Source organism: Rubrivirga aquatilis (assembly GCF_046845665.1).
Classification (GTDB): Bacteria; Bacteroidota; Rhodothermia; order Rhodothermales; family Rubricoccaceae; genus Rubrivirga.
This window is the reverse complement of the sequence record NZ_CP177355.1, coordinates 2,303,618-2,316,208: the sequence shown is the minus strand read 5'-3', so window position 1 is coordinate 2,316,208 and position 12,591 is coordinate 2,303,618. Positions and strand designations below refer to the sequence as shown.

Here is a 12,591-nt window from a genome sequence, read left to right as displayed (position 1 = left end):
CCTGATCTCCGCCCTCGAGGTCCGGCCCGTCGAGTGGATGGTGGTCCGGGCGCGAACGTAGTCACCCGCGCTCGCCAGCCTTGGCCGCCTCCCAGAGCGCGTCCATCTCGTCGAGCGTCGACCCAGCGCCGTCCGTCAGCCCGGCCTCGACGGCGCGGAAGCGGCGCGAGAACTTGTCGACCGTCCGCCGCAGCGCCGTCTCGGGCACGACGCCCCGCAGGCGGGCGTAGTTGACGACGGCGAACAGCAGGTCGCCGACCTCGTCCTCGAGCGCGTCGTCGGTCTCGGCGGCGCGGACCTCGTCGGCCTCCTCGCGCACCTTGTCCCAGGCGTCGTCGGCCGTCGGGAAGTCGAAGCCGATGGCGGCGGCCTTTTGCTGGACCCGCTCGGCGCGCAGGAGGGCGGGCAGCGTGCCCGGGACGCCGTCGAGCGCGGACGGGACGGCGTCGGGAGTCCCTGCCTCGGCCCGTTCGGCCTGCTTGATGGCCTCCCAGTTGCGCAGCACCTCGCCGGTCCCGGAGACGACCTCGTCGCCGAACACGTGGGGGTGGCGGCGGACCAGCTTCGTCATCTCGGCCCGCATCACGTCCCCCAGATCGAACGTCCCGTCGGTCTCAGCGATGTGGGCGTGGAACAAGACGTGCAAGAACAGGTCGCCGAGCTCCTTTTTGACCTCGTCCGGGTCGCCCGCGTCGATGGCGTCGACCAGCTCGTAGGCTTCCTCGATGGTGAGGTGCTTGGTCGAGTCGTGCGTCTGGGCCACGTCCCACGGGCACTCGCGGCGCAAGCGGCGCACGATGGCGACGAAGTCCTGGAACAGCGGCGCGTGCGCGGCGGCGCGGTCGTCGTCCATCAAGCCGAGGTCGGCGATGTCGTACGGGAACGGGGTATGACCGGGGGTTGACACAGGGTCTGCGATAGTTTTTGGTCCGCGTAGGGTACGCCGCCCCGCCTCGGGGGGACTATCCTGCGCGACGCGCCTCGTGGCGCACCGAACGGCCGCCCGGGCACCCCGCCCGGACCGGCGGATTCATGTACCGAGGGAGACCTCCCTCACATCCCCTAGCCCCATGGCACGCGGAGTCAACAAAGTCATCCTCATCGGCAACCTCGGGCAGGACCCCGAGCTCCGGTACACCGGCAGCGGCACGGCCGTCTGCAACATGCGCCTGGCCACGACCGAGTCCTACAAGGACCGCGACGGCAACCAGGTCGAGAACACCGAGTGGCACACGGTCGTGGCCTGGGCCCGGCTCGCCGAGATCTGCGGCGAGTACCTCTCGAAGGGACGCCAGGTCTACATCGAGGGCCAGCTCCAGACCCGGCAGTGGGAGGACAAGGACGGCAACACGCGGTACTCGACCGAGATCAAGGCCCGCGAGATGCAGATGCTCGGTGGCCGCGAAGGCGGTGGCGGCGGCGGCGGCGGCGGCGACGACAGCTACGACCAGTCGCCCCGGCCCGCTCGCCAGTCCAACAGCGGCGGCGGCGACAACCGCTCGGCGCCCCGCCAGCAGAAGCCGGCCGCGCCGGCGGACGACTACTCGTTCGAGCCCGATGATGATCTCCCCTTCTAGCCTCGGCTAGCGAGAGACCGACGCCGGGCGCCCTTCGCGGGGCGCCCGGTTTTTTTGGGCCCGTCCGCGTGGGCGCCGCCCGATCCAGACGGCGCGAGCACCGCGCCCGGCTGACGTGAGAAGAACCCACCGGGGTGCCGCCGCGTCTACGCCCTCGCTACCTTTGGGCCCCGGCGCTCGCGCCCGGCGCGTCCGTTTTTCCCGCCCAGGTCCTTCCACCTTGGACCCCGACTCTAGTCCGGCCCTCGCGGCCCAACTCCTCGCCGACGTTCTCCCTGGCCCCGCGGGCCTGGCGGTCCAGATCGGCGTGTTCGTGCTTCTGCTCGGGCTGTCGGCGCTGTTTTCCGGGTCCGAGGTCGCGCTCTTCTCCCTGGGCGCCAGCGAGCGCGAGGCGCTGCGAGACGACGGTGGACGAGAAGCCGCTCGGGTCCTCCTCTTACTCGACCGGCCCCGGCGGCTGCTGGCGGCGATCCTGCTGCTGAACACGGTCGTCAACGTGGGCGCGGCGATCCTGTCGACGCAGCTGATGGTGGGCGCGGCCGAGACGTACGGGTGGAACCCGCTGGCGGCGCTGGCGGCGAACGTGGTCGGGCTGACGTTCGTCCTACTCGTCACCAGCGAGATCGCCCCCAAGCTGGCGGCCAGCCGGGCCCCGAGCCGCTTCGCGCGGGGCGTCGCGCCGTTCCTGTCCCCGCTCGTCCACGTCGTGACGCCCATCGCCGACCTGCTGGCGGGGCTGGCGTCGCTCGTGCAGGCGCGCCTGCGGCGCGAGGCCGAGCCGCTGTCGTCGTCCGACATCAAGTCGATGGCCGACGTGGGCGAGGCGCAGGGCAGCATCGGCGAGGAGGAGCGGGCGCTGATCCATTCGATCGTCGAGTTCGGCGAGACGACCGTCCGCGAGGTGATGGTGAGCCGCGTCGACGTCCGCGCGCTCGCCGACGACGCGACGCTCGACGGCGCCCTCGACCTGATCCGCGAGACCGGCCACAGCCGCTTCCCACTTTATCACGAGCACCTCGACAACGTGCTCGGCGTGGTCTACGCCAAGGACCTCTTGCCCTCGCTCGACGGCGCCGGCATCACCCCCGACTGGGCCGTCATCGCCCGCAGGCCGCTCTTCGTGCCGCCCGGCAAGACGCTCGACGACATGCTGGCGGACTTCCAGGCCTCCAACACGCACATGGCGCTCGTCGTCGACGAGTACGGCGGCACGGCCGGGCTCGTCACGCTGGAGGACCTGCTCGAAGAGGTCGTCGGCGAGATCTACGACGAGCTCGACGCCGACGAGGAGCAGCTGGTCGAGGCCGTCGCGCCGGGCGTCTACCGTGCCGAGGCCCGGGTCGACCTCGACGACCTCGCGGACACGCTCGGCGTCGAGATGGACACCGACCACTTCGACTTCGAGACGCTGGGCGGCCTCATCCTGCACCTCGCCGGCGACATCCCCGAGCCCGGCGACGAGGTGACCTACGAAGGGCTGACGATGCGGGTCGAGGCTGTGCAGGACAACCGCATCCTGTCGGTCCGCGTCGAGACCGGCGTGCCCGACGCCGACGTGCCGTCCGACCCCGCATGACCAAGCTCGCGCTCCTGCTTGCGCTCGCCGTCTCCGCCTGCAGCGGGTCGCCCGAGCCCGCACTCGCGCCCGCGACACCCGCGCCAGCGCCCGCCGACTCGGTCGCCGACTGGTCTGCAGCGTTCGACGCCGAAGGCGCCGTCGGCACGTTCGTGCTGCTCGACACGGCGACCGGCCGGACGATTCGCCACGACCCCGGCCGCGCGGCCACCCGGCTCACCCCGGCCTCGACCTCCAAAATCTGGAACGCCCTCGTCTTCTTGGATCAGGGCACCGTCACCAATGTCGACGTAATGCACGCGTGGGACGGCGTCGAGCGGCAGATCCGGTCGTGGAATCGCGACCACTCGCTGCGGACCGGCGTCGAGAACTCGGCCCTGTGGCTCTTCCAACGGCTGGCGCTGGAGGTCGGCCGCGACGGCTACGAGGCCGTGCTGGCGCGCGAGCCGTACGGCAACGCCACGATGAGCGACTCGCTCGACATGTCGTGGCTCGACGGCACGCTGCGCGTCTCCGCCGACGAGCAGGTCGTCTTTTTCGACCGCCTGCGCCGGGGCGACCTGGCGTTTTCCGAAGCGCACCAAGCGACCGTCCGCGAGTTGCTCCCGACGCTTGCGGAGTCCGGCGGCGCCCGGTTGCGGGGCAAGACGGGCTGGGGGATCCCTCCCGACGAACCGGCGATCGGCTGGCTTGTCGGCTGGGTGGAGCGTCCCGAGGGTACCCCCGGCGGGCCGGGGCAGGCGGTGGTGTACGCGATGAACGCCGAGGCCGCGCCGGGCGCGCGCTTCGACATCGGGCCGGGGCGCTTGCGCATCGTGCGCGCCGTGCTGGCGGACGCGGGGGTCTGGCCGGTCCGCACGGATGGGGCGCCGTAGCTTCGGGCCTTCACACCCGCGCCATCTTCGCCTTGCCCGACGCTCCCCCCCCCAGCCCCGCCGACGCCGTCGACCGCGGCGTCTGGTCCTCGAAACTCGGCTTTGTGCTGGCCGCGAGCGGCTCCGCGATCGGGCTGGGCAACATCGTGTTCTTCGCCTCGAACGCCTACCAGTTCGGCGGCGGCGCGTTCTACGTCCCGTACTTCATCGCGCTGTTCGTGCTCGGCATCCCGGTGATGATCACCGAGTTCAGCCTGGGCACCATGACCGGGCGGAGCTTCCCAATGGCGCTCTCGAAGGTGGTCGGCAAAAAGGGCGAGTTCGTGGGCTGGTGGTCGCTGGGCAGCGCCCTCTTCATCACGATGTACTACATCACGATCCTCGGGTGGGCGCTCTGCATGATGGTCGGGGCCCTCTACGGGCTGATGGAGCCCGGGGCGACCGCGCCGTTCGCGCCCTTCCTGGAGCCCAGCGACGGACCGAATGCGACCGCCTACTTTTTCAGCATCCTGTCCTCGTGGTGGCCGATGTTCGCCGTCGTCGCCATCTGGGCCATGACGCTCACGGCGCTGCTCAAGGGGACGGAGACCATCGAGAGGACGGTCCGGATCGCGGTCCCGCTGATGTGGCTGTTCATGATCATCCTGATCATCCGCGGCGTCACGCTGCCGGGCGGCACGGACGGCGTGATGTACCTCTTCACGCCGGACCTGGCGGGCATCGCCCAGCCGGACGTGTGGAAGGGCGCCTTCAGCCAGATGTTCTTCTCGCTGTCGCTCGGGCTCGGCACCATGACGGCGTATGCGAGCTACCTGCCGAAGGACTCCGACCAGGTCAACAACTCGTTCATGGTGAGCCTGCTCAACTGCGGGTTCGAGTACATCGCCGGCATCGCCATCTTCTCGATGCTGTTCGCCTTCGCGCTCAACCCGGCGGGCTCGACGCTGTCGCTCTCGTTCTTCGCCATCCCCCAGGGCATCGCGGCCTTCCCGTTCGGCGTCAAGCTCTTCGGGTTCGCGTTCTTCTTCCTGATCGTAATGGCCGGCGTCACGAGCGCGATCTCGCTCGTCGAGGGCATGGCGAGCGCGCTCATCGACAAGCTGGGCATCGAGCGCAAAAAGGCGCTGCTGATGGTGGCCGTCCCCGGCCTCTTCGGGTCGATGGTCACCGCGCTCCCCTTTATCGTCGACCCGGGGCTGGCGGGGAACGGTACCGTGGGCCTCAACTTCCTCGACATCCTGGACCACTGGGCCTTCGGCTACAGCCTGCTGACGGTCGGCCTGATCGAGTGCGTCCTGCTCGGCTGGGTGTTCGGCGCGGGCAACCTGCGCGCGTTCGTCAACCAGAACTCGAAGCTCAAGCTCGGGGTCTGGTTCGACGTGCTGCTCCGGTTCATCATCCCGGCGATTCTGCTCACCGTCATCGTCTGGAACTTGTGGATCGACCTTGCGGGCGGCGCCCTCTACGGCGCCACCAACCCGCTTGGCTTTGTCGACTGGTTCCCGGTCGTGATCCCGATCCTGTGGATCGTCGGCACCCTCTCCCTGGCGACGTACCTGACCCGCCAGCCATCCGCGCCGGAGGCGACGGAGTCCCCCATCGCCGTCTTCGAGTCCTAAGCCATGCGCCTGCTCCTCCTTTCCGCCCTGCTGGCGGTCGCCGCCGGCGCCTCCGCCCAGGACATCCTGTCGATCGAGCCCGAGGACCCCACGCGGGGTGAGCTCGTCACGGTCACGTTCAGCGCGCCCGTCGACTCGGTCACGGTGACGTACCGGCCCGGCGCCGTGACGGCCATCACCGAGGTGATGACGCCGGGCTCGGCCACGTTCTCGTTCACGCCCGAAAAGGCCGGCGTGGTGTCGGTGACCGCCGGGGCCGCCAGCCAGAGCCTGTCTGTCCGCTACGTGGGCGTGCCCCTGGGCGGGCTCATCGTGATGATCCTGGCCGGGCTGATCCTGTTCGGCGGCGCGGCCATCTCGATGCGCGCCCTGCTGTCCGACGGCGACCGCATCGAGATCGACCCGACGCTGTTCCCGGACACCTGAGCCGGCGGCCCCCCTCTCTTCGTTCCTGACGCTGCGCGGCCGTCGCGCCGCGGCGGTGTCCTCGCCCCCTCCCTCCCGTCCACGTGGCAACCGTCTCTCCCCCCGGCCGAGGCGCCTGGGGCTCCAAGCTCGGCTTCATCTTGGCGGCGTCCGGCTCGGCCATCGGCTTGGGCAACATCTGGCGCTTCCCGTACTCGGCCGGGGAGGGCGGCGGCGGCGCCTTCGTGCTCGTCTACCTCCTGTTCGTCGCGCTCATCGGCGTCCCCGTGATGCTCGCCGAGCTGTCGGTCGGGCGGACCACCCAGCAGAGCCCCGTCGGCGCCTTCAAAGCGCTCGTGCCCGGCACCTGGTGGCCCTACGTCGGCGGGCTCGGCGTGCTGACCGGGTTCGGCATCCTGGCCTTCTACAGCGTCATCGCGGGGTGGACGCTGGCGTACCTCGGCGCGGCCTTTACCGGCGGCATCGCCGGGCTCACCGACAGCGCGGCGAGTGCGGCCTACTTCACCGAGCTCATCGGCAACAGCGCCCTGGCGACCGGGCTCGCGGCCCTGTTCCTGCTGGTCACGGCGCTCGTCGTGCGCGGCGGGATCTCGGGCGGCATCGAACGGGCGACCAAGATCCTGATGCCGGTCCTCCTCGTGATCCTGGTGCTCCTGGCGGTCCGCTCGATGACGCTGCCGGGTGCGGGCGCGGGCATCGCGTACCTCTTCAAGCCCGACTTCTCGGTCATGACCATCACCGATGTGATGGGCGCGCTCGGGCAGGCGCTCTTCAGCCTGAGCCTCGGCATGGGCGCCATGATCACGTACGGCTCGTACATGCCGAAGGACCAGGACCTGCCCTCGTCCGGAATCATCGTGGCCTTGTTCGACACGGGCATCGCGATCCTGGCCGGGCTCATCATCTTCCCCGCGCTCTTCGCGGCGGGCGGCGAGCCGGGCGCCGGCCCCGGGCTCGTCTTCGTGGTGCTCCCGACCATCTTCGAGAGCCTCCCCGCCGGCGGCCTGTTCGCGATCGCGTTCTACCTCCTGCTCTCGATCGCCGCGCTGACCTCGACGATCAGCCTGCTCGAGGTCGTCGTCAGCTACTTCGTCGACGAGAAGGCGTGGGCGAGAGAGAAGGCGACCTGGGTGGTGACCGGGGCGTGCCTGCTGCTCGCCATCCCGTCTGCGCTCTCGTTCGGCGGCAACGACTTCCTGAGCACGGCCATCCCGCTCGGTGACGGGTCGTTCCTCGACTTCCAGAACATCCTGTTCGGCAACTTCAGCCTGAGCATTGGGGCCTTGCTGATCTGCCTGTTCGTCGGGTGGAAGTGGGGCACGAAGGCCGCCGCGGCGTCGCTGGAGGAGAACGGCGACCAGATCCCGGCCCAGGCGCTCTGGGAGTTCTTGGTCAAGTGGGTCTGCCCCGTCGCCGTCAGCGCGATCCTCGTCTACGTGATCGTGACGGGCAACTTCTTTTAAGATGCGCCTCGCGGTCGCCCTCGCCCTGCTCGCGGCGCCGGCCCTGCTCGCGACGGCCGCCCGCGCCCAGCCCGTCCGGCCCGACCTCCACGCCCAAGCCGGGACGGTCCCGTTTCCTACGCTCGCGGCCGACTCGACGGCCGCCCCCGACGACTGGCTGGCGCCCGACAAGGCCCTGCACCTCGGTACCTCGTTCGCGGCGACCGTCGTCGGCAACGCCGTGCTCGCGCGAGCCGACGCCTTGCGCGACGGCCGCGCCCTCCCCGTCGCCGCCGGCGGGACGCTCGTGCTCGGGCTCGCGAAAGAGCTCGCCGACGCCCGGCGTCCCCGGCACCCGCTCTTCTCGTGGCGCGACCTCGCCGCCGACGCGCTCGGGGTAGGGCTGGCGGTCGCGGCCGTGGCGTGGGCGCGCGACTGAGCGGGGCTCGCGCCAGCCCGATCGACCACCCCCTGGGTTCGCCGACCCTTCGGGTTGTCCCCCTCCCCGCAAGCGGGAAGGGGGGACTCCGCGAGCCGCGCCGAGGTCGGGCATTGTTGCGACGCGCCATTGTAAAGAAGCCCCCACCGGGTGAGGGGGGCGGCCGGCAGGCGGGGGGGTCGAGGCTCTCGCGAGCGGGCGGGCGGTCCCCGTAGGCCAGCAGATCGGGCGGATCCCGCCAGCCGGCCGCGCGCTCCCGAAGAATCGGTGGCGGGGCCCCACCCCCGCCCGCCCCGCCGTTAACCTGTCCCTCCCCGGCCCCCCTCCGACTGTGGACAAAGCACGCGACCACTGCGGCATCTTCGGCGTCTACAACCACCCCGACGCCGCGCGGCTGACCTACTTCGGTCTCCATGCGCTCCAGCACCGGGGCCAGGAGTCCGCCGGCATCGTGACCAGCGTCCACGACGAGGCGACCGGCCGCAAGGCCATGCCCCTCGTCAAGGACTTCGGGCTCGTGCTCGACGTGTTCGACGACGAGAGCGTCTTCTCCGACACCCTGCTGGGCGACTCGGCGATCGGCCACACGCGGTACTCGACCTCGGGCAGCGCCACGAACCCGGCCAACATCCAGCCGTTCGTCGCGATCGACCGCGAGGGCCACTTCGCGCTCGCGCACAACGGCAACCTCTCGAACGCCCGCGCCATCCGCGAGCGGCTCGTCGAGCGCGGGACGCTGTTCCGGTCGTCCTCGGACACCGAGCTGATCTTGCACCTCGCCGCGCAGAGCCACAAGGAGGGCGCGGTCGGACGCATCGTCGACGCGCTCCACGAGTGCCAGGGCGCGTTCTCGCTCGTCATCCTGACCGACGACGCGCTGATCGCGGCGCGCGACCCGAGCGGCTTCCGCCCGCTCGCGCTCGGCCAGATGCCGCCCGCCCCGGGCCGGGCGGAGCCCGGCTGGGTGGTCGCGTCAGAGACCTGCGCCTTCGACATCGTCGGGGCCACCTACGTCCGCGACATCGAGCCGGGCGAGATCCTGGTGATCGACCGCGAGGGCGTCGAGCGCGTCGGGGCCGGCGGCGACTTCAACGGCGTCTGCCTGCCGCGCCCGCATGGCGTCAGCCAGTGCGTGTTCGAGTACGTCTACTTTTCGCGCCCCGACTCGCGCGTCTTCGGCGCGACCGTCGACAAGGTCCGCCGCAAGATGGGCAAGCGCCTGGCGCACGACGCGCCCGTGCCGGCCGCCGGGCCCGACGGCAAGCGGCCGATCGTGATGGCCGTCCCGGACTCGTCGAACACGGCGGCCATCGGCTACGTCTCGGAGTCCAACAAGCAGGGCCGTCGGTGCAAGCTGGACATCGGGCTCATCCGCAACCACTACGTCGGCCGCACCTTTATCGCGCCCGGCCAGTCGACCCGCGAGCAGCGCGTCCGGACCAAGTTCAACCCGGTCGCGGGCGTCTTGAAAGACCGAGTGGTCGTGATGGTGGACGACTCGATCGTGCGCGGCACGACGGCCCAGCAGCTCGTCCAGATGGTGCGCGACGCGGGCGCGGCCGAGGTCCACTTCCGGTCCGCGAGCCCGCCGGTCCGGTGGCCGTGCTTCTACGGCATGGACTTCCCCTCGCGCGAGGAGCTGGCGGCCAACAAGCACGGCTCCGTCCAGGCCATTGCCGACTGGCTGGGCGTCGACTCGCTGGGGTACCTCACCGTCGAGGGGATGCTGGCGGCGGTCGAGGAGGCGCACGAGAGCCGCGAGCGGTATTGCCACGCGTGCTTTTCGGGCGAGTACCCGGTGCCCGTCGAGACCGGTGTGGTCAAGGAGGAGAACGATTGGTAGCGCCGCCGCGCCCTGAGCCCGTCGGTAGGTTTCGCCCGTGACGAACGCCCGCCTCGCCTACCGCCTCCTCGGCCTCGACGCCGACGCCCCGCTCTCCCCTGCCGCGATGGCGGCGGGCCTGCGCGTCACGTTCGCCCCGGCGCACCAGCGCACGCCCGAGCTCGACGCGTTCACCGACCGCTTGCGCGGCGCACTGGCGCGAGCCGGGGTCGAGGTGGTCGCCTACGCCGACGCGCTAACGGAGCGGGGCAAGATCCGGCCCGACATCGTCACCATCGAGCAGGGCGACGGCGACGACGACGCCCTCGCGATCCGCCGCGTGAGCAGCTTGTACCGGAACCCGCTGGTCGGCCTTTTCGACCGGCCCCCGCCCGTCGCCCCGGACGCCGGGCTGCAGGAGACGCTCGACGCCATCGTCGGCGTGCTGGCGTGGAGCCAGATCCACATCCCCGTCTTCGTCCACGACGGGCGGTGGACGGTCTGCACGATGAACGGCGCCGTGATCGACGCGGGCGACGCGCACGACCTCGACGCGGCCGTGCTCGACACGTTCGTGCCCAAGCTGGCCGCCCAGGTCCAGCCGCCCGACCCCGCCTCGATCACCGTCCGCGCGGGCGCCCTCGACCTCGGCCCGCTCGCGACGCAGGTCGACGACTTCGTGGCCGGGGCGCGAGCGTGGGATGCCAGCGGGCTGATGCTGGCCCACACGTCGCTCGACCAGCTCGAATACCGCAACCGCTTGTTCCGGCGTCTCGTCGCCACGTATCTCGACCACCGGACGGGGATGAGCTACGGGTTTCTTGCCCGCCAGCTCCCCGTCGATGTTGCGCCGGCTCGGCGCCTGGCCGACGCGCCCCTAGAGGTGGCCGGGCTCGACTGGGACGAGCGGCCCGTCCGGGAGCTCGACGGTGTGTGGTCGGCGCGCGTCACGGTCGGCGGCACGGATTGGCTGGCGGCGGTGCCCGACGTGTCGGTGCTCGGGACGCGGTCGGGCTGCGACAAGGTGCACCTCGTTCCCGAGCGCGACTTGGTCCGGCTGACGCTGTCGCGCGGGCGGATCGTGTTCGACACCCCGCCCGGCACCGGGGGCGACTGCCGCCCGTCCTATGACACACTCGCGATCCTGGCGCACGCCGTCGGGAACGCGCTGGCGGCGGCGGTCCTGCGCGCGCACGACCCCGAGGCCCCGTTTGCCGAAGCGCTGGCGAGCGAGGGGCTGGCGCTGGCGCATTGGCACGGGTACCCCGAGGAGGGCGCCACGCCCCCTGGCTTCGTGCTCCACGGCACCGCCAACCCACCCGTGTCGTGCTCGACGCCGCAATCAGCCGCGTTCGCACTCGTGGGCAAGATGGCGGCGCTCGGCGAGCGAATCGTGGACGGCGGGCCGTACCTCGGCGACGTCCACGTGGAGCCGCACCACGGGACCAACCTGACGGGCCGGATGTCGCTGTCGCAAGCGGCCGAGTGGGCCGAGACGGCCTCGGCGGTCGCGGCGCCCGCCCGCGTCTGACCCCGCGACGTACCATGAGGCCATGACGCGCCCCTGGCCTCACCGGCTCGCCCTCGCCCTCGCCTTCCTCGGCGCCGCCGTTGCGGGCTGCGCCGACCCGTCGCCAGCGGCCCCCCAGACGGCCGCGAGCGTCGACCCCCCACCCGACACGACGGCGGTCGGGCGCGCCGTCGTCGCCGAGACCGTGTACGTCCCGGCGTACTCGCACATCTTCTCCCAGGACGGGACCCGTCGGATCGACCTCAGCGCCACGCTCTCCATCCGCAACACGGACGCCGACCGCGCGATCCGCATCCGCGCCGTCCGCTACGTCGACTCCGACGGGCGGCTCGTCCGGACGTACGGTGACGGCGCGACCGTCCTGTCGCCGCTCGCGTCGCGGGCGTACGTCGTCGAAGAGCGCGACCGGACCGGTGGCGTCGGCGCCAGCTTTTTGGTCGACTGGGAGGCCGACGGGGCCGTGAGCGCACCGATCGTCGAGGCCGTCATGATCAGCACGGCCGGCGCCCAGGGGATCTCGTTCGTCACCCGGGGCACGACGGTCCGCCCGCTCGACCCTGCCCTCCCGACCGAATGACCGAGTCACGCGTCGCCCTCGTCACCGCCGCCAGCCGAGGCATGGGCGCCGCTTGTGCCCGCCGACTCGCCGCCGACGGCTACCGGCTCGCGCTGATGAGCCGCACCGACGAAGTGCGCGCACTCGCCGATGAGCTGGGCGCCATCGGCATCACCGGCGACGTGTCGAACGCCGACGACCTCGCCGCCTTCGTGGACGCCGCCCTCGCCGCATACGGCCGGATCGACGCGGCGGTCTGCAACACCGGCCACCCGCCCAAGGCCGACCTGCTGGCGATCACCGACGACGACTGGCACGCTGGGGTGGACCTGGCACTGCTCAACACCGTCCGGCTCGCGCGGCTCGTGACGCCCGTGATGGAGCGACAGGGCGGCGGCGCGATCGTCAACGTGTCGACATTCGGTGCCATCGAGCCGTCCCTAGGGTTTCCGGTGTCGTCTGCGATTCGCGCGGCGCTGGGCGCATTCGTCAAGCTGTACGCCGAGCGCTACGGCGCCTCGGGGATCCGGATGAACAGCGTGCTCCCGGGCTTTGTCGAGACGTACCCCGTGGACGACGCGACGCGGGCGCGCATCCCCGCCGGGCGCCTGGGCAGCGTCGCCGAGGTGGCCGCGACCGTCGCGTTCCTGCTCTCCGACGGCGGCGCGTACGTGACCGGCCAGAGCATCCGCGTCGACGGCGGGCTGACGCGCTCGATCTAGCGCCCG

The 12,591-nt window shown here is 71.3% G+C and carries 12 protein-coding genes; 11 read left to right on the top strand and 1 reads right to left on the bottom strand.

Translation table 11 applies throughout. The annotated features are described in order from the left end of the window. Positions 1-61: 61 nt before the first annotated feature. Positions 62-907, bottom strand: a complete 846-nt coding sequence (gene mazG, locus ACLII4_RS10025; protein ID WP_412067256.1) for a nucleoside triphosphate pyrophosphohydrolase — start codon at positions 905-907, stop codon at positions 62-64. Between the two features lie 163 nt (positions 908-1,070). Between mazG and ACLII4_RS10020 the strand changes: the two genes are divergently transcribed. The 11 genes from ACLII4_RS10020 to ACLII4_RS09970 all read left to right on the top strand — a co-directional run bounded on the left by ACLII4_RS10020 (position 1,071) and on the right by ACLII4_RS09970 (position 12,585). After that, positions 1,071-1,577, top strand: a complete 507-nt coding sequence (locus tag ACLII4_RS10020; RefSeq protein ID WP_412067255.1) for a single-stranded DNA-binding protein — start codon at positions 1,071-1,073, stop codon at positions 1,575-1,577. Positions 1,578-1,797: 220 nt separating this feature from the next. Further along, positions 1,798-3,153 (top strand): hemolysin family protein, encoded by a 1,356-nt coding sequence (locus tag ACLII4_RS10015; RefSeq protein WP_412067254.1) that lies wholly within the window; start codon positions 1,798-1,800, stop codon positions 3,151-3,153. Continuing rightward, positions 3,150-4,028: a penicillin-binding transpeptidase domain-containing protein gene (locus tag ACLII4_RS10010; protein ID WP_412067253.1), complete on the top strand. Its 879-nt coding sequence runs from the start codon at positions 3,150-3,152 to the stop codon at positions 4,026-4,028. The genes ACLII4_RS10015 and ACLII4_RS10010 overlap by 4 nt, the downstream gene beginning before the upstream one ends. Positions 4,029-4,060: 32 nt before the next feature. Further along, entirely contained in the window at positions 4,061-5,647 is a 1,587-nt protein-coding gene (locus ACLII4_RS10005) for a sodium-dependent transporter (protein WP_412067252.1), read from the top strand. Between the two features lie 3 nt (positions 5,648-5,650). Continuing rightward, positions 5,651-6,073, top strand: coding sequence for a hypothetical protein (locus tag ACLII4_RS10000; RefSeq protein ID WP_412067251.1), 423 nt, complete (start codon positions 5,651-5,653; stop codon positions 6,071-6,073). An 83-nt stretch (positions 6,074-6,156) separates the two neighbouring features. Beyond that, complete coding sequence (locus ACLII4_RS09995; protein ID WP_412067250.1) at positions 6,157-7,536, top strand: sodium-dependent transporter; 1,380 nt, start codon at positions 6,157-6,159, stop codon at positions 7,534-7,536. Between the two features lies 1 nt (position 7,537). Further along, positions 7,538-7,954, top strand: coding sequence for a hypothetical protein (locus ACLII4_RS09990; RefSeq protein WP_412067249.1), 417 nt, complete (start codon positions 7,538-7,540; stop codon positions 7,952-7,954). 331 nt (positions 7,955-8,285) lie between these two features. Continuing rightward, the gene (gene purF, locus ACLII4_RS09985) at positions 8,286-9,797 is read left to right on the top strand and encodes an amidophosphoribosyltransferase (protein ID WP_412067248.1); all 1,512 of its coding nucleotides are present in this window, start codon (positions 8,286-8,288) and stop codon (positions 9,795-9,797) included. Positions 9,798-9,834: 37 nt separating this feature from the next. Further along, positions 9,835-11,307 carry a hypothetical protein gene (locus ACLII4_RS09980; RefSeq protein ID WP_412067247.1) on the top strand — a complete coding sequence of 491 codons (1,473 nt, stop codon included), beginning with the start codon at positions 9,835-9,837 and terminating at the stop codon, positions 11,305-11,307. A gap of 22 nt (positions 11,308-11,329) precedes the next feature. Then, positions 11,330-11,884 (top strand): DUF3124 domain-containing protein, encoded by a 555-nt coding sequence (locus ACLII4_RS09975; protein WP_412067246.1) that lies wholly within the window; start codon positions 11,330-11,332, stop codon positions 11,882-11,884. After that, positions 11,881-12,585 carry an SDR family oxidoreductase gene (locus tag ACLII4_RS09970; RefSeq protein WP_412067245.1) on the top strand — a complete coding sequence of 235 codons (705 nt, stop codon included), beginning with the start codon at positions 11,881-11,883 and terminating at the stop codon, positions 12,583-12,585. The genes ACLII4_RS09975 and ACLII4_RS09970 overlap by 4 nt, the downstream gene beginning before the upstream one ends. Positions 12,586-12,591: the final 6 nt, after the last annotated feature.